Origin of the sequence: Bizionia myxarmorum (assembly GCF_008086205.1) — a bacterium.
In the GTDB taxonomy this organism is placed as follows: Bacteria; Bacteroidota; Bacteroidia; order Flavobacteriales; family Flavobacteriaceae; genus Algorimicrobium; species Algorimicrobium myxarmorum.
On sequence record NZ_VSKK01000001.1, the window covers coordinates 977,548 to 1,001,712 of the forward strand.

The following is a 24,165-nucleotide window of genomic DNA, read 5'->3' on the forward strand; positions in this document are numbered from 1 at the left end:
ATGCAAAATAAAAAAGCGCTACCAATGGGCAGCGCTTTTAAAAGTGTTAAAATGGAGTCTTATTTAATTACTAACTTTTTAGTAACGGAGTTTCCATTTTGAGTGATGTGTAAAATATACATTCCAGCATTTAATGAAGATACATTAAGTCTGTTGTTTGCAATGGTGTTGTTTAATACTTGTTTTCCTAATACATCAAAAACACGTACTGAAATAGCTTCAGAAGTTGCGCTCGTTATGTTTACAAAACCGTTAGTTGCTGGGTTTGGATAAAGGCTTAATTTTAATTCATCTTTAAAAGACTCTAAAGAAAGTGTTGCTGTTTTAACTAAAACAACGTTGTCGATAAAGATTCCAACTCCACTTGTATTTCTAACAGAGAATACAACTTCTAAATCTCCAGCGGTAGGAGTAAATTCATAAGTTATTTTAACCCATCCTTCAGTGGAAGATAAAGTTGTGTAATCCGCGTAAGCAGAGTATCCTCCGTCATGAAAAGCATTTCTAATATCGCCATCACCTTTAGCGAAATAAGTTAAAGTATAAGACTCAGAAGTTGCTGTTATAGCTTCATTTGTAAATCGTTTGTGACCAGTACCTGACGCAGTTAATACAACTGATGAAGCTCCTTCATAAGCATCTGTAGATTGTAATACGGCAGATTTAGCAATGCTAGATTTAGAACCATACCAGTTCACAGGTGTATCTAAAGAAGCAGTTCCTGTCCAAGTTTCAAAACTTCCATTGCTAAGTTCATTTTGAGCCGAAACTGTAAAAATGATTAAAGTAAATAATAAAAAGTAAAATTGTTTCATGAAAAATAAATTTGGTTATAATTAAGCGGCAAATATATTATAAAAAAAAGCGCTACCAAAGTGGCAGCGCTTTTAAAATTATAAAAAGAAATTCTTACTTAATTACTAACTTTTTAGTAATTGAATTTCCGTTTTGAGATATTTTCAAAATGTATAATCCTGAATTTAAAGAAGACACATTAAGCGTATTATTTGTAATAGTGTTGTTTAAAACTTGTTTTCCTAAAACATCATAAACACTTACTGAAATAGCTTCAGAAGTTGGGCTTGTAATAGTTACAAAACCATTGGTTGATGGATTTGGATATACATTAAAATTAGTCGCTTTAAAAGCGTCTGTAGATAATGTAACATCTGATAAAGAACGTGCACTAATTTGTGGAGCACCACCAAATTCAGCAATGATACCTACTAAAGCATAAGGGCCAGAAGGAATAGTTTCTCCAACATAATCAGCTTCATTATACGGTCTAAATGTCATTGGACCACCTGAAGCATCAGAAATATCATAATTAGTACTAGCAGTAAAAGTACCACCGCCATCTGCAAAAATAGTATTGTTAATTTGAACTAATTCAGACTCATAAGGTTCCCAATCAGCAAGTAAAGCTGTAATAGTAACCAATTGCGGTGTAATAGTTGCACCGGCAACCACTGAAGCATCAGCAGAAGGGATGAATTGTAAAACACCACCAAATTCGCCTAACTCTCCAACTAAACCACTCATACCATCGCCAATTGCGAAAACTGTAGAAATAGCGCCTGCTGAATCATCAATAAGAATAGCGGAGTTACTGCTATCTTGAATATATTTTTGATTTCTGTTTGCACGTGTATAAGTTACTGTTGGTGCATTCATTAACTCATAGAATTGTCCAATAGTTCCCGCTCTTAATGCTGTTAAATCTGCTACTTGTGTTGGAAGTAATACTGTAAAAGTAGATGAAGCAGAAACAGGGCTCGCTAATATGTTTCCAGCGTTATCAACCAATCTCATATCAACCGTATGAGATCCTGCCGCTAATCCTGTTAAGCTAATTGCAGATGTATCAAACTTATCTATTGTTGTACCGTTGTCAATTTCATATGTAATATAACCATCACCAGTTCCACCAGCAGCTACATCAAAGTTCTGCACAACAAATTCAACATCTACGTTCACACTTGGAACGCTGGCACCATTCGCAGGAGACGTGATAGCTAAAGTTGGTATAGCACCAGATTCTTTCATTAAAGAAAAATCATCCCAATAAACGACAGCACCCGCGTAAGTTCTAACTTCAAAAAGAAATTCATTAGCCGTTGCTGGAGCTGTTACCGTTGTTGTGTACTGGGTCCATGCATTACCATTTGTGTCAAAATAACCGTTTCCACCAACACCTTGTAAAACATCGGCATCTGTAGCGTTATCGTTAGCACCATCCAATGCCCATTTGGACCAAATTCTAGCATCGGTATCATCACCAGATTCAACCTTATACCATACGGAAACAGTATAAGACGTTCCAGGGATTATTCCTGTAACCCTTTGACTTAATTTTACACTTCCAGAAGCGCCACCTGTATGTTTTGCAGAAAATGCGCCACTGTGTGTTTGTGTAGATTCTTGAGTTATCCCAGCTGCTACAGTCCAAGAATCTGGAGAAGTTGGACTAGTCCAAGTTTCAAAAGATTGATTCATTAATTGTTCCTGTCCAAAACTGAACCCAACAGTTAATAATAAAGTAAATAAAAAGTAAATTTTTTTCATAATTGCTTGTTTAAATAGTTAATAATCAAAGATACATAGAATTCGCCTTTTATCTAAAAAATTTAAGGTTTAAGTTGCTTTTTTACAATAAGATAATGTGGGATACATTTATTTAACAATCAGCTTCCTAGTAGCAGTCACATTGTTTTCAGTAATCTTAATAATGTAAATGCCTGGCTTAATTTTGGAGATGTTTAATTCTTTGCCAGAAAGTGTTTCAGACATGATGGTATTGCCTAATACATTATAAATAATAATTTGTTTAGAAAGGTTAAATTTTGTTGCAATATAAAGCTTACCGTTACTCACCGGATTCGGGTAAACAGATAGGTTTTCCATGTTTTCAGAAGCCGTCATAGCTTCCTTTTCTATGGACTGCGAAAAACCAACGCTGACCGAGAAAAAAGCTATAATAAGAAAAACTAAATATGTATTGGTTTTCATAGGTCTCAAAATGAGTTGTTAGTAAATATACGAAATATTATATCAAATAGTTTGCCAAATTCATGGCTTCTGAATCCGTAATCTAATATTAAGAAGTATTAACCATAACGTTACTATAATGTTATTAAAAAGGTTTTGAGGTTTCCTAAAGCTTATATAATTTATCTTTACCTTTTGAATGATGAAATTCCTATGAAAAAACGTGATATTAAAATATTACTAGTGGACGATGAGCCGGATATTTTAGAAATTGTGGGCTACAATTTAGCCGCTGAAGGCTATGAGATTTTTACAGCCGAAAATGGTTTGAAAGCCTTAAAAAAAGCAAAAAAAATAAAACCACATCTTATTATAATGGATGTGATGATGCCAGAAATGGATGGTATTGAAGCCTGTGAATTAATCCGGAAAGAACCCGATTTAAGCGAAACGATCATCACATTTCTAACCGCACGTGGTGAGGACTATTCGCAAGTGGCCGGTTTTGAGGCTGGAGCAGATGATTATATTACTAAGCCCATTAAGCCCAAAGTTTTAGTGAGCAAAGTGAAATCGCTTTTAAGACGTTTTAAAGAAGAGGAAGCTGCTGATGCTATTGTGCAAATTGGAAACTTGGTGATTAATAGAGATGAGTATAAAATTATTTTAGATGGGAACGAACTGATTTTGCCACGAAAAGAATTTGAATTATTATCTTTATTGGCATCAAAACCAGGTAAAGTTTTTAAAAGAGAGGATATTCTAGACAAGGTTTGGGGTAATGAAGTGGTTGTAGGCGGTAGAACTATTGATGTTCATATCCGGAAGCTTCGTGAAAAAATTGGAGATCATTCTTTTAAAACCGTTAAAGGTGTTGGGTATAAGTTTGTAGATTAATGCAAAAGCTAAAAAAAACCTATAAGTTCGCAGTAAAAACAGCGCTTTTTACATCGCTCCTATTAATCCTCTTATTGAGTATTTTTTTGTTGCTATTAAAAGCATGGACTTGGTGGATATTTCCCTTTGTTATGCTTTTTGGCCTCATTTCATTTATAATCATGCAATTCCGCGTGGAGCGATTCATTTATCGCCGCGTAAAAAAAATATACGACGATTTAACGCTCCTGGAGTCTGCTTCGTTAACATCCCAACCTATCACTACAGACATGGCAACGCTTACCAAGGAAATTGATAAGTATGCTAAAGACAAAAAGCTAGAAATAGAAACGCTAAAAGTTCGTGAGGAATATCGAAAAGAATTTTTAGGGAATGTTTCACATGAATTAAAAACCCCATTATTCACAGTTCAAGGTTATATTTTAACGCTGCTGGATGGCGCCATTGATGATAAACGTATTCGGAAACGCTATTTAAATCGGGCCAGTAAAGGTGTGGAACGCCTTATTTATATTGTTAAAGATTTGGATATGATTACCAAATTGGAAGTAGGCGATTTAAGTCTAAATAAAGAGGTTTTTGATGTGGTTCATCTTATTGAAAATGTCTTCGAGTTACTGGAAATGAAAGCGGCTCGAAAGAAAATAACCCTAACTTTTGACAGAGATTACTCGGATGCTATTTTGGTTTACGCGGATAAGGAACGGATAGAACAAGTTATTACGAATTTAGTGGTGAATTCCATTAAATACGGCATGGAAAAAGGAACAACGGAAATTAGTATTGAAAACTTAATTAAAAATAAAGTTATTGTGCGGGTTACTGACAATGGTGAAGGTATTACAGAAGAAAATTTACCGCGTATTTTTGAACGCTTTTATCGTGTAGACAAAAGTGGGTCTAGAAAGGAAGGCGGCTCCGGATTAGGTTTGTCTATTGTAAAACATATTATTGAAGCGCATGATGAGCGCATCTATATTGAAAGTGAAGCTGAAGTAGGAAGCGAATTTTCATTCAGTATGGAAAAGGCTAAATAAATCATCATAATTTATAGATGCTTTGGTGTGACTTAATCCTTTATAGTCTGAAACGCGTTTTAATTTTTCTAAAGTGAAATCATCCTGTTCACAAAAGGGAACCAAACCTTGATCTTGTAAACGTTTCGCTAAATACTGCTGTTCTAATTGACCAGGTGTTGGAATAAAAAAGGCCTGCTTTTCTAATTTTGCCAAATCCATAATGGTTGTATAACCTGATCGGGAAATAATTAACTGACTTTGGTTTATAGCCGTTTCTAATAAGTCGCTGGTTAAAAAATTATAAAGCGTCATATTCCCCGTAACTTCTTTAGTTATTTTTGTTTCCACAACGCCTTTCACAAAAACGACTGACCCTTTAAAGTTTTTTAATTCCTCTAAAAGATTGATTTCTAAATACTGCCGCTGTGGTTCTGGTCCAGACAGTAGCACCATAATATCATAAACTATTGGTAAATCTTTTTTTTCAAATCGGCTTAAAGCACCTATATATTTTATCTGTGATTTGAATTTCTTTAAATGTCCTAATTTCCCGCTTAAATTGATGCTTTCAGAAGTATCAGGCACCCAACATTGATCAAATTTTTCCATCACGGCAGCATGAATTTTAGTACTTAACCAAGTCGTATTTCCACTTAAAACCTGCAATTGATGCGTGATGTAAACGGAAGGCACTTCAGCTGCATAAACCCCAAAACGATTATCTGAAATAATGCCTATAATAGGATAGTTGGCTAGTATTTTAGCCGTTGCCACTTTTTCGGCAGCCATCGTTTTTAAGATTCTGGGGGTATCTTTAAGCAGTTTATACTTAAGAAAAGCTGCTTTTTTGGCATAGGTTATAGCGTATGATGGTAATTCTAAAGCTATAAGTTCAGGGAATTCATTTTTAAGTAATGCTAGAGCAGCACCATCACTAGCGAGTATAGGCGTTAAATTATGTTCTATCAACGCATTTATAATAGGAATGCATCGGGTGGCATGCCCAAGCCCCCAATTTAATGGCGCTACTAAAATGTGTTTCGCTTCTAACATGAAAAACAAAGATAAGCATATCTATGCTTCCACATATTTATGTAATTTTGCCGAAAGTTTAAAAGTCTATTAGTTACGTGGGAAGTAAAAATAAATTAAAGCGTTTTAAGGAAAACGAAACCTTTCAGAATGTGGTTCAGCCCACGCGAGAGGAGTTAGTAAACCAAGAGTTTTCATTAAAGGGCCATTGGAATCGTGATTTTTTCAAAAATGATAACCCTTTAGTTTTAGAATTGGGTTGTGGAAAAGGGGAGTATTCCATGGCATTAGCCAAGAAGTATCCTCATAAAAATTTTATAGGTATTGATATTAAGGGTGCCCGTTTTTGGCGTGGTGCTAAATCGTCTATAGAAGAAAATATTACCAATGTCGGGTTTTTAAGAACCCAAATTGAATTAATTGATCATGCTTTTGCCGCTCAAGAAGTAGACGAAATTTGGATAACCTTTCCAGATCCGCAAATTAAGTATAAGCGCACCAAGCACCGTATGACGAATATGGAATTTTTAGCACGCTATAAAACTATTCTTAAGCGTGAAGGTGTTGTTAACTTAAAAACGGATAGTGAATTTATGCACGGTTATACGCTTGGTTTATTACATGGCGCTGGGCATGAGGTTTTATATGCTAATCATAATGTGTATAAGCAAGAAGGTAGCCCCGAGGAAGTAACGAGTATTCAAACCTTTTACGAAAGTCAGTATTTAGAACAAAACAAACCAATTACCTATATTAAATTTAAAATTAAAGATTAGTGGATGTAGCTCTTGTGTTTTTATTCGGTTTTTTGGCCACGCTTATTGCCACTTTACCTCCAGGTTTATTAAATATAACCGCCGCAAAAATTAGTTTAGACGAAGGTCATACCCGAGGTATTATGTTCTCATTAGGTGCCTGTTTGGTCATTGTTTTTCAAGCCCTTATAGCAGTTGTTTTTGCACGTTACTTGAGTAACAACCCAGACTTTGTGGACAATTTGCGCTTGGTAGCCCTAATAATTTTTGCGCTTTTAAGTATTTACTTTTTATTTATAGCTAAAGGCGATGAAAAGAAAAAGAAAGAAATAGATTCAGAAAGTAAGACTAAACGGTTTTTCCAGGGTATTTTTTTATCATTTATCAACTTTTTCCCCATTCCATTTCAAGCCTATGTGGCCATTACTATGGCATCATATGGCATTCTTAAATTCGAAAACATTGGGATTGCCGCTTTTGTAATTAGCTCTAGTTTAGGTGCTTTTATTTCTTTGTACCTCTACATGCATTTTTTTGAAAAGATAAAAGACCACAAATTGGCTTCTAAAAAAAGCATGAATTATTTAATAGGTATTATTACGGGTGTGGTTGCTATTTATACGCTTTTCACTATTTTAAAAGACTTATAATGAAACCTGAAACGATAAATTTTTTCGATAAGGTTTATCAAGTCGCTCGGCAAATCCCCTACGGTCGTGTCACCAGTTATGGCGCTATTGCTAACTTTTTAGGTGCTGCTAAAAGTGCTAGAATGGTAGGTTATGCCATGAATGGGTCTCATGATAAAGAGGTTCCTGCGCATCGGGTTGTAAACCGAAAGGGCTTATTAACAGGCAAACATCATTTTGATGGCACCCACTTAATGGAACAGCTTTTAGAAAGTGAAGGTGTTAAAGTAATAGACCTCCAAGTTCAAGATTTTGATGCCGTATTTTGGGACCCCAGTAAAGAATTGAAGTTTTAATAAGTAATTAGTCATTACTTATGTTTTTTTGTAATGATTCTAGCTACTTTTTTTCTGAAATATTAAGAAAAATTAGCTCATGATAATCAAAGCAAATCTTCGCATAAATCATTTCAATTAAACCATTTCAAATTCTAAACAATTCACTGTATATTTGTTGTTTAGAATAATTCTGAATAATCAATCAGCATTTGGTGTTCTAATCAGACCTAAAAGCTGTGTATTCTGTGTATAAATAGTAGTAAAAATGAAATTAGATAAACAAGATATATTAAAAGCACTTGAAACCATAACGGTTCCAGGTGAAGGCGAAAACATGGTAGCAAGTGGCGCCGTTAAAAATATTATGACCTTTGGTGATGAGGTTATTGTAGATATTACCATAGCCAATCCAAGTCTTCAAGCTAAAAAGAAAACAGAAGTAGAAATTTTAAAAGCCATTCATGATCTGGTTTATGAAAAAGCTAAAATTACTATTAATGTGAAGGTAGAAGCGCCTCCTGCAAAACCTAAAAACGAGATTAAAGGGAAATCAATTCCGGGTATTCAAAATATTATTGCTGTAGCTTCTGGAAAAGGTGGTGTTGGTAAATCAACTGTAACAGCTAATTTAGCAGTAACCTTATCTAAAATGGGCTTCAAAGTCGGAATTTTAGATGCCGATATTTACGGACCTTCCATGCCGATTATGTTCGATGTGGAAAATGAACGTCCTTTAGCGACAACTATCGACGGGAAATCTAAAATGAAACCTGTAGAAAATTACGGCGTTAAAATATTATCTATCGGATTTTTCACCCAACCGGGTCAAGCGGTGGTTTGGCGTGGCCCCATGGCTTCCAAAGCTTTAAATCAAATGATTTTTGATGCACATTGGGGCGAATTAGATTTCATGTTAATAGATTTACCGCCAGGAACAGGCGATATTCACTTAAGTATCATGCAGGCTTTACCCATTACAGGTGCGGTTGTAGTAAGCACACCACAAAACGTGGCTTTAGCAGATGCTAGAAAAGGGGTGGCTATGTTTCAACAAGACAGTATCAATGTCCCTGTTTTAGGAATCATTGAAAATATGGCTTATTTCACACCAGAAGAATTACCCGATAATAAATATTATATATTTGGAAAAGAGGGTGCTAAAAATTTAGCGGCCGATTTAGACGTGCGTTTTCTAGGCGAAATTCCATTAGTGCAAAGTATCCGTGAAGCTGGGGATTTAGGTCGTCCAGCAGCTATGCAAACCGGAACACTGTTGGAGAAGTCTTTTGAAAAACTCACACAAAATGTGGTAGAAGAAGTGGTAAGACGAAATGATGGGTTACCGCCAACTGAAGCCATTAAAATTACAACCATGGCTGGATGTTCAGCCGTTAAAAAATAGGTTATGACTGCAGAAGAACTCACATTAAATATTGAAAAAGCGCTAGATGAAATCCGTCCTTTTTTACAAAGCGATGGCGGCGATATTTCCTTGCTATCTGTTGAAGATGGTAAGGTGGTTAAAGTGCAGTTGCAAGGCGCGTGCGTTGGTTGTAGTGTTAACCAAATGACTTTAAAAACGGGTGTGGAAATGACTATTAAAAAATACGCCCCACAAATTGAACAAGTTATTAATGTAGAGGCTTAATCGCCAGATTTTCTTTAAGCGCTTCCTAATATAAAAGTAGGAAGCGCTCAATTAAATAGTTTCAACGTTCACGCAAACTGATAATTATCATAAAAAATGCCTGATTTTTATCTGAAATTTGCATCTGAAACAAAAGTCGAATAAAAGAAGTACCCAACACTTTGGGCATGACTATGATAAAGACAGATATACTTATTATTGGCGCAGGGCCAACCGGATTATTCACCGTTTTTGAAGCTGGATTACTCAAATTAAAATGTCACCTTATTGATGCATTACCACAAGCAGGTGGGCAATGTACCGAACTATATCCTAAAAAACCTATTTATGATATTCCAGCCTATCCAGAAATTATGGCGGGCGATTTGACTTTGAAATTACTGGAGCAGTGCAAACAATTTCAACCAGGTTTTACGCTTGGTGAGCGCGCTGAAACTATAGAAAAACAAGAGGACGGTAGCTTTATAGTGACTACCAATAAAGGCACCCAACATCAAGCACCTGTTGTAGCTATAGCTGGTGGTTTAGGGAGTTTTGAACCGCGTAAACCACTCATTCATAATATTACGGATTATGAAGATAACGGTGTGGAATACATGATTAAAGATCCTGAAATGTATCGGGGTAAAAGAGTGGTTATTGCCGGTGGTGGCGATTCTGCTTTAGATTGGAGTATCTTTTTAAGTGATATTGCAAGTGAAGTCACGCTTATTCATAGACGTAATGAGTTTAGAGGACATTTGGATTCTGTTGATAAAGTTCAAGAACTTAAAAATTTAGGTAAAATAAATCTGATTACGCCGGCTGAAGTAACGGGTATTGTTGGCCATGAAAAAGTGGCTGCTGTAGTTGTTTCACAAGCAGCGCATATTGAAAAGGAATTTGAGTTAGAATGTGATCATTTTATTCCGCTTTTTGGTTTATCACCTAAATTGGGACCCATTGCCAACTGGGGATTAGAAATTGAAAAGAACGCTATTAAAGTGGACAACTGTTTGGATTATCAAACCAATATTCCGGGTATTTTTGCAATAGGCGATGTCAATATTTACCCAGGTAAATTGAAATTGATTTTATGTGGTTTTCATGAAGCAACGCTGATGTGTCAATCTGCCTATCAAATTATTAATCCAGGCAAACGCTATGTATTAAAGTATACGACAGTTGCAGGCGTAGATGGTTTTGATGGAACCAGAAAAGAAGCAGAAAAAGCCGTTGTAAAAGCATTTGATTAGAGAGTTTAATTAAAAAAGACATCTTATGCGACTTTTTGCTTAATTGCTTATAAATTGGAGATTCCTTAATTTAAAAGTATTATTGATTGTCGGTAAAATATCCTATTCGGCCTATCGAAAATTTATCGATAAATTTGAAATGAAGTTACCGTGAAATTTTAGGCTGTTTGAGCTCGCAAAATGTTAAAGGAGTCAAAACCTTTTTTAAGCGAGTTCCTAAAATTTAGGTATCGAATGATAAATTTAGATAAAGGTTCGTAAGCCTAGACTTTTTTGTTTCTTTTTTGGGCAATGCAAATCGAAGATTCACAAACACCAAAAATAAAATAAAAGCGAAGTGAGTAAAAAAGAAAAGGCAATATTTTCTGAATAAATATATTTTTTGTAATTATTTAGAACTGAAGAAATCTAGTATAATTTAAAAAGAAGATTCCCGTTTTCACGGGAAGTGATATGGAACAAGACATAAATATTACCATTATAGATCGTGAAGGTGTTTCGCATACTATTGAAGCACCAACAGATATGGCTATGAATCTTATGGAAGTGGTTCGTAGTTATGAACTCGCACCCGAAGGTACCATTGGTATTTGCGGTGGCATGGCTATGTGTGCTAGTTGTCAATGTTATGTGTTGAGTGAAACGCCTTTACCAGAAAAACAGGATGACGAAGAAGCCATGCTTTCGGAAGCATTTTTTGTGAAAGAGAATTCACGATTAGGTTGTCAAATTCAAATGACCCCTCAAATGGAAGGCTTGAAAGTACAATTGGCACCTGCTGAATAAATTGGGGGCAAATCCAAAAGTTCTGGGGTCTCAAGATTATCAGAAAAAAGTAAGGCGTTTTAACCGTGAAGCTTTACTATTTCGTAATCGGTACTAAATACATCTTCTCATTTTATGCTGTTCAGAGCGGTATTTTTTATGCTATAGGTTCTAATTACTAAGGCTAAAATAAGCACTCAAACTACACTCGGACTACCCTCGGAGTTAGGTCGGAGTCAGGACGCACCTAAAATGACTCTTTTTCATATCCATTCCAGAAGCGTTGTATTTTTAAGATTAAGTAGAAATTAGTGTTTTTTGCTACAAGAAGAACGCTAGGTTTCAAAACTTTTAAACGGCACTCTAAAAGCTTTTTTTTTTAGCTGTTATGATTCTGCAGAAGCCTAGTTGCTTTTATTATCCGCTGTCTTCGTTATTTATAAGTTCGTTTTATAATCCGCAAGTTTTCGTGGGCCTTCTAACAAAACGCGTACGACTTTCAAAGTACCATCATCTGTAGTGGCAATTTGCCATTTTATAAGCGCAATTTCGCCGTTTTCAATTTCAATACCCGTAATACTTCTAGGAAACACACAGCATCCATCATTGAAAAAGGCAATATCATTAGCTTCCGGAAAGCGTGGCCTGTGGGTATGTCCTACAATAGTGAGCATATTGTTTTTACTAATAATCCAGTGTTTTATCAGTTTTTCAATGCGCATTAATTCCAAACGGTTTTTTGCCGGACTTGTTGGGTTTGAAATACCCATGACGTTTAAAGGTTTCCATAAAACGCGCACTAAAAACCGACTCCACTTCCAAAAACTATAATTCCACCAATCCGCTTGATGGCCATGGGTTAAAAAAAGCTCTTGTTGGGTGGTGCTATGTTTTAATATTAAGGCTTCATGAATTGTGATATCTGTAAATAAGGGTTCTTCCTTGCCTGTAATAGGTTCAAAATAGGTGTAAAGATGCTTTTTTACATAATCCGGATTCTGATACACCATATCATGGTTCCCAAAAAGCATATGAAATCGCTTATTTTTATGAAATTCCCGTAATAATAGATAGACGTGTTTGTGGGCCTCAAAAATAGTTTTAAAGGTCCGGTGTTCCCAAAGTTCATCACCATCACCTAATTCCAGATAGGTAAAACCTTCGGCATAATAATGTTTTAAGGCGTGAAAATAGGCGTTTGCATTATTGGCGAAATCGTCGGCAAAACTATTATCTCCACGATGACAATCACTAAATAAAATAAACTTACTCGTATCATCAAAGTTGATAATCTGGGCTTCTTTATACGCGCGGTCTAAACGTTTTTTGCTGGATAACATGGTGTAAATGTAAACAAAAAACCTAAAAATTAATTCGTTTGGAAGGCACTTTTCATAAGGTCCTCCTGTTTTTAAACGCCCTGCTTCCACAACTTTTTAGCCTGTAAACTGGGCTTATGTTTGAAAAGATTTAAAATTTGTAAAATCTATTTGGGTATTTCGTGCGTACATGGTATATAACCAACAAGGGGCGTTTGCGATAATCATAACCTCTTAAAAATAGTGATTTTGAACTTATATATTTCAACTAATGAAAGTAATGATATGGGTTATTTGTTTGCATATCAGAGCACTTAAGAATTCATATGAGTTAAAAATAGCAGATTGATAATTAGTCAATTTGCCTTAGAGTTAGTATTTTTGCAGTCGTTAAGAACCTTAATTTCTGATTCCAAATGCTAGAGAAAAAGTGGTATGTTTTATATGTAAAAAGCAATCATGAGAAGAAAGTGGAAAAGCGTATTAATGACTCAAACGTAGATATAGTGGCATTTTGTCCAACCAGAACAGAAATGCGCGTTTGGAGTGATAGAAAGAAAAAGGTTGAGATTCCCTTATTGTCACGAATCGTTTTTATTCAGTGTTTCGAGGCGGATAGAGCGCAGGTTTTTGATTTTCCAGGAACCGTTAATTATTTATATGATAATGGTGAACCTGGTTTGGTGAAGGAAAACGAGATAACCCATTTAAAACATATTTCTGAAAACCTAAACATAATAGGTCATGAGATTGAAGAAATGGCGCCTGGCGATTTAATAAGTTTAGATCGTTTTGGATTTGAAAATGAGGATGGTATTATTCAAAAATCAACTAAAAATAACATTTGGGTTGTTTTGGAATCTTTAGGATTTGTCGTAAAATTGCAAATTAATTAATAGCACGCCTAATAAAGGTATAATGGCCTTTATTATGAATAATTTTTATAAAAAACCCTTGTGTAAATCTCGATCAGATTTAGCGTAATTTATGTTAATCAGATAGTGATTTACAAACTCATTTTAGTTTTACCTTAATGGAACGTTTCTAACGGAAGTATTAAATAATATTTCAGTTGGCAAACGTTTTTAATAACAGTTAAGACGCATTTCCTTTTTGGTCATGCATGAGTTTTTGGTATTAAAAATAACACTTGTTTTTGTGACAGGTAGCGGCGAAGCCATGATTATAAGTCATGAGTCCCTTATGTAATTTAGTGTATTTCAGTGTTTTATTTTATGTGGTTATATTGCTCCAAAAAATAAAAGTGTCAAAATGAAATCCCATACGTACATAATCATATTTTTAAATACTCACTAAATAGCAATTGTGAAAATATCAATTTAAAAATGAATAATTTTGGACTTTACACCTATTAGTCACGCAGACATTTCAGCATTTTTAATGCGCTATAAGGAACTCTCTGCCCTTATGGTTTTATTATTTTCTATAGTCACGACACTTATTGTCATGCCTAAGATAATACTTATTAGTAAGAAGAAAAATCTAACGGCTACAACCAATGCGCGTACATCGCACAGAGGTATTGTACCCACACTTGGTGGTATTGGCGTTTTTACGGGCCTACTGTTATCGGCTAATATATCAGCTGTTTTATTCGCTAGTTATGGTCAATTAATAGACCTTATGATTTTTAATATCCTGGTTTTAATGCTGCTATTAGTGGGTGTTTTAGATGATATTATGACTATAACAGCTAGAAAGAAATTTCTCTATCAACTCATTATTGCATTCGCTTTTATAATCAGCACCAATATTTTTATTAGTTCATTTTCGGGACTCTTTGGTATGACTCATATCCCTACAGGAATAGGAATGATTTTCTCTGTTTTTGTTATTGTGCTCATTATTAACGCCTATAATTTAATTGATGGTATTGATGGATTAGCGGGAATGCTAGGTACTGTGATCTCTGGGTTTCTGGCCATTGTTTTTTACTTAAGTGATTACTACTTTTTAAGTCTCATTTCCTTATCACTTGTTGGATCCTTAATGGCGTTTTTAGTTTTCAACTTTTCGCGCCGCCTTAAAATATTTTTAGGTGATACAGGCTCCATGGTTGTTGGTTTTGTTCTAGCCGTTCAGGTTGTTTTGTATTTGCATTTAAGTGATTTAAAGCCAGAGCTGGAGGTCTTTAAAAATGCACCCATATTTGTTTTAGCGCTGTTGTCATACCCTTTATTAGATACTTTGCGCGTATTTTTTATCAGAATTAAAAATGGACGTAGTCCATTTTCAGCGGATCGAAATCATATTCACCACCGGTTAATAGACTTGGGTTTAGCTCATAAATATGCCACGGTGATTATTGCCATCTATACCATGTTTATTACGGTGTTAACGTTTTTATTAAATGATTTCCCCATCAATTTAGTCTTTGCTATAATATTACCAGTAGCTGCCGGTATTATGCTACTTCCTTTTGTAGTTCACCGAAAACGGAATAAATACGATTTGGTTTTTCCTAAAAAGAACTAAATCGACACATATAAATAGAAACTGTTTAGTTGAAGAATTAAGGTTTCGAAAAAAATTATAAAACACCAATTTAAATTAGAAATAGCATATGAAAATAGCGGTCATCGGATTAGGATACGTAGGATTACCTTTAGCACGATTATTTGCAACCAAATACCCTGTTGTAGGATTTGATATTAACCAACAGCGTATTGCAGAATTGCAGAGTGGACACGATAGCACTTTAGAGGTGACTGACGCTGTGCTTAAACGTGTTCTATTAAAAAGTGCCAACGAAACCAATACTAGCAATGGTCTATTTTGTACTAATGAATTGGAAGCGATTGCGGATTGCAACTATTATGTGGTAACGGTACCCACGCCGGTAGATAAAAATAATCGCCCCGATTTAACGCCCTTATATAAAAGTAGCGAAACGGTTGCTAAAGTTTTAAAAGCAGGTGATACCGTAATTTACGAATCTACTGTTTATCCAGGTGTTACGGAAGATGAATGTGTACCTGTTTTAGAAAAACACAGCGGCTTGAAATTTAATGTCGATTTCTTCGTAGGCTATTCTCCAGAACGTATTAATCCGGGTGATAAAGAACATACGGTAGAGAAAATTTTAAAAGTAACTTCAGGCTCTACGCCAGAAGCTGGTAAAAAAGTAGATGATCTATATAAAAGTGTTATTACGGCTGGTACCCATTTAGCACCAAGCATTAAGGTGGCAGAGGCGGCAAAAGTTATTGAAAATTCTCAACGTGATATTAATATTGCTTTTGTTAATGAATTGGCCAAGATTTTTAACCGTATGGATATTGATACCAAAGCTGTTTTAGAAGCGGCGGGAACCAAGTGGAACTTTCTACCCTTTAAACCGGGACTAGTTGGTGGACATTGTATTGGTGTGGACCCATACTATTTAGCGCAAAAAGCACAAGAATTAGGTTACCACCCGGAAATTATACTAGCGGGTCGTCGTATGAATGATTCCATGGGTGCTTATGTCGCTTCGGAAGTGGTGAAACTCATGTTGCAAAGCGATTTAAAAGTGAAAGGTTCCAAGATTTTAATTTTAGGAATTACTTTTAAAGAAAACTGCCCCGATGTTCGTAATACCAAGGTCGTAGATGTGGTGCGCGAACTCAAACAATATGGCGCTGATATTTGTATTTATGACCCATTGGCTAATCCGGCTCAAGTGGCTCACGAATATAATTTGAAAACGGCCCAAGAATTACCATCAGGCACTTTTGATGCTATTGTATTAACAGTAGCGCACGACCAGTTTTTAAATTTAGATTTTGATGCTTTAAAATCAGAAAAGGCCATCGTTTACGACGTAAAAGGTATTTTGCCAAATGCCTGCGGCACGCTGTAGCAATCTGTCAGGTTGAGCGCAGTCGAAACCGTTGGAATAGACAAGAGGTACGATCGCGGCAATCTGTTCCAGAAAGGGAAAGTTAGTTTTCAGTCACAGTCGCAGTTTTTAGTCACAGTAAAATTCATTATTGCTTTTTCATACATTAACCATACACTATCCATACACCATCCATACACCATCCATACACCATCTATGCAGTATCTATAATTATGAATTATATTTTTAGTAGAAGTCCTATTTTTTAGTGAGGAGATGTAAAGTTGTTTGTTGTGGCGTCGTAATGTTTAGTCGCAGTCACAGTGTTAAATAGGCAAGAAGTTTATATCAAGCCGAATGTAAAGTCCCCTTTAGGAGATTTAGGGGTTAAAGAGTTAGAGCGTTACCCCGACCCTAAAGGGAGCACGGGGTTAGGGGAAAGCAAGCGAGTATAGGATTTTCCCCAGCCCTAAAGGGAGCACGGGGCTTGGGAAAGCAAGCGAGTATAGGATTTTCCCCAGCCCTAAAGAGAGCACGGGGCTTGGGAAAGCAAGCGAGTATAGGATTTTCCCTGACCCTAAAGGGAGCACGGGGCTTGGGAAAGCAAGCGAGTATAGGATTTTCCCTGACCCTAAAGGGAGCAAGGAATAAGTTTATATCAAGCCGAATGTAAAGGCCCCTTTAGGGGATTTAGGGGTTAAAGAGTTAGAGCGTTACCCCGACCCTAAAGGGAGCAAGGAATAAGTTTATATCAAGCCGAATGTAAAGTCCCCTTTAGGAGATTTAGGGGTAAGAGTTATAGTGAAACAAGCTATATAAATGTCTAAAGAAAAACCACATCATAATGAGGGTATGCATAAAGGGGCACCTTCGAGTAGTTTTGGAAAAGCGAAGCAGTTAAGGTCGAATATGACGAAGGCAGAAGTAATGTTATGGTCACGCCTAAAAAATAATGGCTGTACAGGTTTAAAATTTAGAAGACAACATCCTTTACATCTCTTTATAGTTGATTTTTATTGTCATAAAATAGCTTTGGTCATTGAAATAGATGGTGAATATCATAACAGTGAAGAACAGAAAGCACTTGATAAAGAAAGAACGGAACTATTAAATTTTCAGGATATTCACGTTATCCGATTTACGAATAACGAAGTTTATGATAATTTAAATAAAGTAATAGAATCCATTGAAGTTAAGGTTGATGCATTACTTCAATTATAATTTTTTATCCCAGCCATAAAGGGAGCATGGAGATTGAGTTACCCCAACCCTAAAGGGCGCATGAACTTGGGAGTTACCCCGGCCCTAAAGGGCGCATGAACTTGGGAGTTACCCCAACCCTAAAGGGCGCATGAACTTGGGAGTTCCCCCGGCCCTAAAGGGCGCATGAACTTGGGAGTTACCCCAACCCTAAAGGGAGTATGAACTTGGGAGTTCCCCCGGCCCTAAAGGGAGCATGAACTTGGGAGTTACCCCGGCCCTAAAGGGAGCATGAACTTGGGAGTTATCCCGGCCCTAAAGGGAGCATGAACTTGGGAGTTACCCCGGCCCTAAAGGGAGCATGAAATAAATTAATATCAAGCCGAATTTAAAGTCCCCTTTAGGGGATTTAGGGGTTAAATAGAATACTATTAAAACACAACAAATGAATTTAGACCCATTCAAAACATTAAAAAACAAGAAAGTACTCGTAACAGGCGGCGCAGGCTTCATAGGCTCCAACCTATGCGAAGCATTACTTCAAATAGGCGCAAATGTAACCTGTCTCGATAACTTCGCTACAGGTCACCACCACAACATCACCCCATTTCTAGAAAACAAAAACTTCACACTTATCGAAGGCGATATCCGCAACCTAGAAACCTGCAATAACGCCTGTGCAAACCAAGATTTCGTATTACACCAAGCCGCATTAGGTTCCGTACCACGTTCTATTGCCGATCCTATTACCACAAATGACGTTAATGTAGGCGGTTTTTTAAATATGCTCGTTGCAGCACGTGATAACAACGTACAGCGATTCATTTACGCAGCCAGTTCATCAACCTACGGCGATTCTGAAGCCTTGCCAAAAGTAGAAGACACTATAGGCAAACCGTTATCACCATATGCCATTACCAAATATGTTAACGAGTTATATGCCGAAAACTTTTTCACGACTTACGGACTAAACACCATCGGACTGCGGTATTTTAATGTGTTTGGCAGACGCCAAGATCCAAATGGTGCTTATGCAGCGGTGATTCCCTTATTCGTAAAACAATTTATGAAACATGAAAACCCAATCATTAATGGGGATGGAACCTATTCCAGAGATTTCACCTATATCGATAACGTGGTGCAAATGAATTTACGCGCCATTACCACCGAAAATAAAGCCGCCCTTAACCAAGTGTACAATACCGCGGTGGGCGACCGTACCAATTTGGTACAATTAACCGACTTACTAAAAAAACACCTATCCAAACACGACTCTAAAATAGCGGATGTCAATATCGTACACGGCCCAAACCGCCAAGGCGATATTCCACATTCCTTGGCATCTGTAGAGAAGGCCAAACGTTTATTGGATTATCAGCCGAGCCATACTATTGATACTGGGATTCAAGAGGCTGTGGAATGGTATTGGGGGAATTTGAAATAAATTATATTACAAGAGAAAATTAAATACATGATCATTAAAAATATTTGTTGCATTGGCGCCGGATACGTTGGCGGACCCACCATGTCTGTCCTTGCACAAAAGAATCCACATATAAAAGTAACCGTTGTTGATATTAATCAAGAGCGTATTGCCGCATGGAATGATACCGATTTAAGCAATCTGCCCATTTATGAACCAGGACTCAAAGAAGTGGTGCAAGAAGCCAGAGGGCGTAATTTATTCTTTAGTACAGAAGTAAAAAAAGCCATTGACGAAGCAGAAATGATTTTTATATCCGTAAACACGCCTACCAAAACCTATGGAAAAGGAAAAGGCATGGCAGCCGATTTAAAATATATCGAACTTTGCGCCCGACAAATAGCCAAAGTAGCGAAATCTGATAAAATAGTAGTCGAAAAATCCACGCTTCCAGTGCGTACCGCGCAAGCCATAAAAGATATATTAGACTATACAGGAAATGGTGTAACCTTTCAAATTTTATCAAACCCCGAGTTTTTAGCTGAAGGTACGGCCGTTCAAGATTTATTGAATCCAGACCGTGTTTTAATTGGTGGCGAAGAAAGTGAAGAAGGAAAAGAAGCCATGGAAGCTTTAGTGGCTATATATGAATCCTGGATTCCAAGAGAAAGAATATTGACTACCAATGTGTGGTCTTCAGAATTGTCTAAACTCGTTGCCAATGCTTTTTTAGCCCAACGGGTGTCGTCTATTAATGCCATTTCAGAATTATGTGAAGTTACAGGCGCTAATGTGGGCGAAGTAAGTCGAGCCATTGGTATGGATAGCAGAATAGGTCCTAAATTTCTAAAAGCTTCTGTAGGTTTTGGAGGATCTTGTTTTCAAAAGGATATCTTAAACCTCGTGTATATTGCCAAATCTTATGGGTTAAATGAAGTTGCCGACTATTGGGAGCAGGTGATTATTATGAATGATTATCAAAAAAGGCGTTTTGCAGATAAGATTGTCAGTACCCTTTACAATACGGTTTCTGGAAAGAAAATCACCTTTTTAGGCTGGGCGTTTAAGAAAGATACCAACGATACCAGAGAATCTGCCGCTATTTACGTGGCCGATGCTTTATTAAATGAACAAGCCGAAATAACGGTTTACGACCCCAAAGTAAGTGAAAGTCGCATTTATGAAGATTTAGACTATTTAGGCACCCGAAGTCCTGAAGAAAATAGACGTTTATTAAAAGTGGTCAATGATCCGTATCAAGCTTGCAAAGATGCACATGCCATTGCTATATTAACAGAATGGGATGAATTTATAACCTACGATTGGGGAAAAATATATGAAGCCGTAATAAAACCTGCTTTTGTATTTGATGGACGGAAGATATTGGATGCTGAAATGATGGAGACCATTGGCTTTGATTATACCTCTATTGGGGTTTCGAAAACACAAAGTAATAAATGAAGATATTAGTTACAGGCGCCGCTGGATTTATAGGCTATCACTTATGTGAGAGACTAGTAAAATTAGGGCATGATATTATTGGCCTTGATAACCTTAATGATTATTACGATGTTAATTTAAAGTTGGCGCGTCTTAAGCAATTAGGTGTTTCAGGAAATGACATCCAATATAATAAACTTGTTAAAAGTGATTTACATGGAGAGCAACTCAAATTCATAAAAATGAATTTAGAAGATCAAGAAAATCTACCGCTACTTTTTAATGAAAATGGTTTTGATATAGTCTGCAATCTTGCTGCTCAAGCAGGCGTTCGCTACAGTATTGAAAAACCTATGAAATATGTGGAAAGCAATATAGTGGGCTTCGTTAATTTACTAGAATGTACCCGACATGCTAAAGTAGCTAAACTGGTTTACGCAAGTAGTTCCAGCGTTTACGGAATGAATGAAAAGATTCCATTTTCCACGGATGATAATGTAGATTATCCCATCAGCATGTATGCCGCTACTAAAAAAAGCAATGAACTCATGGCGCATACCTATAGCCACTTATTTAATATTGAAACCATTGGCTTACGGTTTTTTACGGTGTATGGCCCATGGGGCAGACCGGATATGGCAATGTTTTTATTTACAGATGCTATTTTAAATGACAAACCGATTAAAGTTTTTAATGAAGGAAACTTATCCAGAGACTTTACCTATATAGATGATATTGTGGATGGTGTGGTTGCAACACTTCTTGCTGAACGAAAAGAAAAGAAAAACTACTCACTTTATAATATAGGAAATAGCAAACCCGTTAAACTTATGGATTTTATTGAAGCCATAGAAAAAGCAACTGGTAAAACAGCTGTAAAACAAATGTGTGCTATGCAGCCTGGAGATGTGGAAAGGACTTGGGCAGATACTAAATCGTTGCAAGTAGATTTTAAGTATCGGCCTCATACGGCCATAAAAAAGGGAGTGGATGCGTTTGTTAAGTGGTACCGAATTTATTATGTGTCTTAATAAAATTTAAGATGAAAGAGGGATTAACTAAACAAGCTTATCGCGGTTTCTTTTGGCAAGCTATAGGTAGTGGATTTCAATCCGTTATTCAAATAGGGGTGTTAGTTTTATTAGCTAGACTGATAGCTCCCGATGAATTTGGTGTGGCACAGTCTGCTCTAATAGTTGTAGGTTTTGCTAACCTTTTAAGTCAAATGGGAGTTGGTCCTGCTATTGTTCAAAGAAGTGAATTGACGGAAAATCATATACGAGCAGGATCAACTTTATCTTTGATTTTGGGAATTACCCTTGGTTTAGCTGTATATTTTGGTGCATCACTTATTTCTTTGTTTTTTAAGATGCCAAATCTTTTTCCAGTTCTTCAATTGGTTTCCGTCATATTCGTACTGGAAAGTATAACAATTATCTCTCAATCTTTGTTGCAAAGGGAGATGAAATTAAAAGCGTTAGTAATAGCGGATTTAATTTCCTATTCTGTAGGATATGGACTTGTTGCTATTGTATTAGGGCTTTATGGATATGGAGTTTGGGCTTTAATCTGGGGAGTTATTGCACAAGCAGTTGTCAAAAATATTGTGGTACTTATTATGAAACCACATTCTTTAATACCTTTCTTTGGCCAAAGAGAAATTAAAGAATTACTCTATTTTGGTGGCGGATTTACAATTGCTCGTTTCTTTAATTATTTGGCAAATCAAGGAGATAACATTATTGCTGGGAGATATTTGGGAGCTGATGCACTGGGTATATATAGTAGGGCATATACTATAATGGTTAAGCCTGTTAGTTTAATAGGAACAGCATTAGATAAAGTTTTGTTTCCAGCTATGGCTTCTCGACAAAATCAACCTGATAAGTTAATTGAGGCTTTTATAAATGGTTCTAAATTGATTGCTTTTTTATGTATACCAATAACTTTTGTTATAATTTTTAGTTCAAACGAGATAATTCATGTGTTATTAGGAGAAGAGTGGGTTGAAGCAATAGTGCCTCTCCAAATATTAACAGCAGGTCTGATTTTTAGAATGGGCTATAAAATGGGAGATATCTTAAGTAAAGCGACAGGAAATGTTTATAGTAGAGCAAAACGAAATGTATTCTATGCAATTTGTGTGTTAATCGGTTGTTATATTGGTACTCATTGGGGTATTCTAGGTGTTTCTCTGGGAACGTTATTGGCAATTATGGTAAATTATATTTTAATGATTCATTTAAGTCTTTCTATTCTAAAAATAAACTGGCTTTACTTTTTAAAAAGAACTTTTATAGAACTTCCTATAACGCTTTTATTAGCAGTAATTTTTATCGCGATTATCTTTCTTGCACGTTTAATAATAACATCTGATATTTTGATACTATTAGCGGCTTACGGAGTTTATGGAGTTATTTGTTTGATTTTACTTTATTTCTTTTGGGAGAAATTGAGCTTTATAAAATTATTGCCAATTAAAGGGGTTTTTAAAAAAATGTTAAGAAATTATAAATAATTGTAATAATTTAAATTTTAATATAATGAAAAAAATAGGAATACATGGTTCATATTATGTCCGTAATTTTGGAGATACACTTATACTTTATATTATTAAAAATTGGGTTAAAGAGTACTCCCAAGATATAGACATAAGCCTTCCATTTGTCACATCGGAAAAAGAGGCCTTTGAGATTCTTAATTGTGAAAATAAGATTAAAGAAATTCGGGAATTAGACGGGTTGATTTTTGGTCCAGGCGGATATTTTGGTGAACAACCAGGGAGTTTTGTTAGAAGATTGTTATGGTCAATACGAAATTATAGACGACATATTTCATGGAATAAAGAACTTTTTAAGTACAAAGTTCCGTACATGATTGTCGGAGTTGGCGTCGGACCAATTTCTTTTAACTTTTTAAAAAGAAAAATCATTAAACTTTTTGAAAAAGCGGAATTTATATCAGTTAGAGATAAATATTCAAAACAATATTTAGTTGATTGGGGAGTCAGTGCACAAAAAATTTCGATTGCTCCGGATGTTGCCTTGACATTAAGTAAAGCAAATATCAAAAGTGAAAATAAAACACCAAAAGTAGCACTTCATTATCCAAATAATAAATTAATAAAGTCAGGGAAATTTAATGAATTTATTCAATTTATTGAAAAAATAACTGTTAAGTATGACGTTTATTTATTAGAAGATGCAGAAGGACAATTTTCTAATGATAGAGAAGATAATTTGAAAAACATATTAAGTAAACACGGCATTGAATTGCCTATTATTCGATATAAGAATCCTTCCAAATTAATTACAGAACTTCAAGGAATGGATAAAATAATAACTTCAAAATTACATGTAGGTATTGTAGGATATGCGCTAGGAAAACCAACACTTTCTATTCCTCTTCATACTAAAACCATTCGTTTTTATGAACAAATTAAACGAGAGGAATTTTGTATTCCATTAAGTGAAATAAACACCAAGTTATTGTGTGATAAATTTGATGAATTAGATGAAACTGATAACGTTTTACATGAAGAGGCTATGAATAATAAGAATATAGTTTATAAGTTTTTAGATACTTTTCAGATTAATTAAAATTATTTCATATACGGATAACCCTCTAAAGTGATTT

General features: G+C 35.8%; 23 protein-coding genes. 18 read left to right on the forward strand and 5 right to left on the reverse strand.

Annotated features, from left to right (window positions below; genetic code table 11):
• Nucleotides 1-59: 59 nt before the first annotated feature.
• The 3 genes from ES674_RS04380 to ES674_RS04390 all read right to left on the reverse strand — a co-directional run bounded on the left by ES674_RS04380 (nt 60) and on the right by ES674_RS04390 (nt 3,009).
• Nucleotides 60-815, reverse strand: coding sequence for a T9SS type A sorting domain-containing protein (locus ES674_RS04380; RefSeq protein WP_148402757.1), 756 nt, complete (start codon nt 813-815; stop codon nt 60-62).
• Nucleotides 816-909: 94 nt separating this feature from the next.
• Nucleotides 910-2,565: a T9SS type A sorting domain-containing protein gene (locus ES674_RS04385; RefSeq protein WP_148402758.1), complete on the reverse strand. Its 1,656-nt coding sequence runs from the start codon at nt 2,563-2,565 to the stop codon at nt 910-912.
• A 108-nt stretch (nt 2,566-2,673) separates the two neighbouring features.
• Nucleotides 2,674-3,009, reverse strand: a complete 336-nt coding sequence (locus tag ES674_RS04390) for a T9SS type A sorting domain-containing protein (RefSeq protein ID WP_246125971.1) — start codon at nt 3,007-3,009, stop codon at nt 2,674-2,676.
• Nucleotides 3,010-3,201: 192 nt separating this feature from the next.
• On the opposite strand from ES674_RS04390, the gene ES674_RS04395 reads away from it, so the two are divergent.
• Both ES674_RS04395 and ES674_RS04400 read left to right on the forward strand, forming a co-directional pair.
• Nucleotides 3,202-3,885 carry a response regulator transcription factor gene (locus ES674_RS04395; RefSeq protein ID WP_148402759.1) on the forward strand — a complete coding sequence of 228 codons (684 nt, stop codon included), beginning with the start codon at nt 3,202-3,204 and terminating at the stop codon, nt 3,883-3,885.
• Nucleotides 3,885-4,922, forward strand: a complete 1,038-nt coding sequence (locus ES674_RS04400; RefSeq protein ID WP_148402760.1) for a sensor histidine kinase — start codon at nt 3,885-3,887, stop codon at nt 4,920-4,922. The genes ES674_RS04395 and ES674_RS04400 overlap by 1 nt, the downstream gene beginning before the upstream one ends.
• Here the strand turns inward: ES674_RS04400 and ES674_RS04405 are convergent.
• The gene (locus ES674_RS04405; RefSeq protein WP_148402761.1) at nt 4,896-5,957 is read right to left on the reverse strand and encodes a glycosyltransferase; all 1,062 of its coding nucleotides are present in this window, start codon (nt 5,955-5,957) and stop codon (nt 4,896-4,898) included. The genes ES674_RS04400 and ES674_RS04405 overlap by 27 nt on opposite strands.
• A 77-nt stretch (nt 5,958-6,034) precedes the next feature.
• On the opposite strand from ES674_RS04405, the gene trmB reads away from it, so the two are divergent.
• The 7 genes from trmB to ES674_RS04440 all read left to right on the forward strand — a co-directional run bounded on the left by trmB (nt 6,035) and on the right by ES674_RS04440 (nt 11,327).
• Nucleotides 6,035-6,712 (forward strand): tRNA (guanosine(46)-N7)-methyltransferase TrmB, encoded by a 678-nt coding sequence (trmB, locus tag ES674_RS04410; protein ID WP_148402762.1) that lies wholly within the window; start codon nt 6,035-6,037, stop codon nt 6,710-6,712.
• Nucleotides 6,712-7,341: a LysE family transporter gene (locus ES674_RS04415; RefSeq protein WP_148402763.1), complete on the forward strand. Its 630-nt coding sequence runs from the start codon at nt 6,712-6,714 to the stop codon at nt 7,339-7,341. Before trmB ends, ES674_RS04415 begins: the two co-directional genes overlap by 1 nt.
• Nucleotides 7,341-7,676: an MGMT family protein gene (locus tag ES674_RS04420; protein ID WP_148402764.1), complete on the forward strand. Its 336-nt coding sequence runs from the start codon at nt 7,341-7,343 to the stop codon at nt 7,674-7,676. Before ES674_RS04415 ends, ES674_RS04420 begins: the two co-directional genes overlap by 1 nt.
• Nucleotides 7,677-7,923: 247 nt before the next feature.
• The gene (locus ES674_RS04425; protein WP_148402765.1) at nt 7,924-9,060 is read left to right on the forward strand and encodes an Mrp/NBP35 family ATP-binding protein; all 1,137 of its coding nucleotides are present in this window, start codon (nt 7,924-7,926) and stop codon (nt 9,058-9,060) included.
• Nucleotides 9,061-9,063: 3 nt separating this feature from the next.
• Nucleotides 9,064-9,306 carry a NifU family protein gene (locus ES674_RS04430; RefSeq protein WP_148402766.1) on the forward strand — a complete coding sequence of 81 codons (243 nt, stop codon included), beginning with the start codon at nt 9,064-9,066 and terminating at the stop codon, nt 9,304-9,306.
• Nucleotides 9,307-9,479: 173 nt separating this feature from the next.
• Nucleotides 9,480-10,541 carry an NAD(P)/FAD-dependent oxidoreductase gene (locus tag ES674_RS04435; protein WP_148402767.1) on the forward strand — a complete coding sequence of 354 codons (1,062 nt, stop codon included), beginning with the start codon at nt 9,480-9,482 and terminating at the stop codon, nt 10,539-10,541.
• A 453-nt stretch (nt 10,542-10,994) separates the two neighbouring features.
• On the forward strand, nt 10,995-11,327 hold the full coding sequence (locus tag ES674_RS04440; protein ID WP_148402768.1) for a 2Fe-2S iron-sulfur cluster-binding protein: 333 nt from the start codon (nt 10,995-10,997) through the stop codon (nt 11,325-11,327).
• A gap of 416 nt (nt 11,328-11,743) precedes the next feature.
• On the opposite strand, the gene ES674_RS04445 is transcribed toward ES674_RS04440, so the two are convergent.
• Nucleotides 11,744-12,646 carry a metallophosphoesterase gene (locus tag ES674_RS04445; RefSeq protein WP_148402769.1) on the reverse strand — a complete coding sequence of 301 codons (903 nt, stop codon included), beginning with the start codon at nt 12,644-12,646 and terminating at the stop codon, nt 11,744-11,746.
• A 395-nt stretch (nt 12,647-13,041) separates the two neighbouring features.
• Between ES674_RS04445 and ES674_RS04450 the strand changes: the two genes are divergently transcribed.
• From ES674_RS04450 to ES674_RS04490, 9 genes are all read left to right on the forward strand, one after another.
• Nucleotides 13,042-13,521: a transcription termination/antitermination NusG family protein gene (locus tag ES674_RS04450; protein WP_148402770.1), complete on the forward strand. Its 480-nt coding sequence runs from the start codon at nt 13,042-13,044 to the stop codon at nt 13,519-13,521.
• 460 nt (nt 13,522-13,981) lie between these two features.
• Nucleotides 13,982-15,121, forward strand: a complete 1,140-nt coding sequence (locus tag ES674_RS04455) for a glycosyltransferase family 4 protein (RefSeq protein ID WP_148402771.1) — start codon at nt 13,982-13,984, stop codon at nt 15,119-15,121.
• 88 nt (nt 15,122-15,209) lie between these two features.
• Complete coding sequence (locus ES674_RS04460; protein WP_148402772.1) at nt 15,210-16,487, forward strand: nucleotide sugar dehydrogenase; 1,278 nt, start codon at nt 15,210-15,212, stop codon at nt 16,485-16,487.
• Nucleotides 16,488-17,285: 798 nt separating this feature from the next.
• Nucleotides 17,286-17,687, forward strand: a complete 402-nt coding sequence (locus ES674_RS04465) for an endonuclease domain-containing protein (RefSeq protein WP_246125972.1) — start codon at nt 17,286-17,288, stop codon at nt 17,685-17,687.
• A gap of 424 nt (nt 17,688-18,111) precedes the next feature.
• Nucleotides 18,112-19,110, forward strand: coding sequence for an SDR family oxidoreductase (locus ES674_RS04470; protein WP_148402773.1), 999 nt, complete (start codon nt 18,112-18,114; stop codon nt 19,108-19,110).
• A 27-nt stretch (nt 19,111-19,137) separates the two neighbouring features.
• Nucleotides 19,138-20,550, forward strand: coding sequence for a nucleotide sugar dehydrogenase (locus ES674_RS04475; RefSeq protein ID WP_148402774.1), 1,413 nt, complete (start codon nt 19,138-19,140; stop codon nt 20,548-20,550).
• Entirely contained in the window at nt 20,547-21,560 is a 1,014-nt protein-coding gene (locus ES674_RS04480; protein ID WP_148402775.1) for an NAD-dependent epimerase, read from the forward strand. The genes ES674_RS04475 and ES674_RS04480 overlap by 4 nt, the downstream gene beginning before the upstream one ends.
• A gap of 11 nt (nt 21,561-21,571) precedes the next feature.
• Complete coding sequence (locus ES674_RS04485) at nt 21,572-23,047, forward strand: lipopolysaccharide biosynthesis protein (RefSeq protein WP_148402776.1); 1,476 nt, start codon at nt 21,572-21,574, stop codon at nt 23,045-23,047.
• Between the two features lie 25 nt (nt 23,048-23,072).
• Nucleotides 23,073-24,128, forward strand: a complete 1,056-nt coding sequence (locus tag ES674_RS04490) for a polysaccharide pyruvyl transferase family protein (RefSeq protein WP_148402777.1) — start codon at nt 23,073-23,075, stop codon at nt 24,126-24,128.
• The last annotated feature ends 37 nt before the right edge of the window (nt 24,129-24,165 follow it).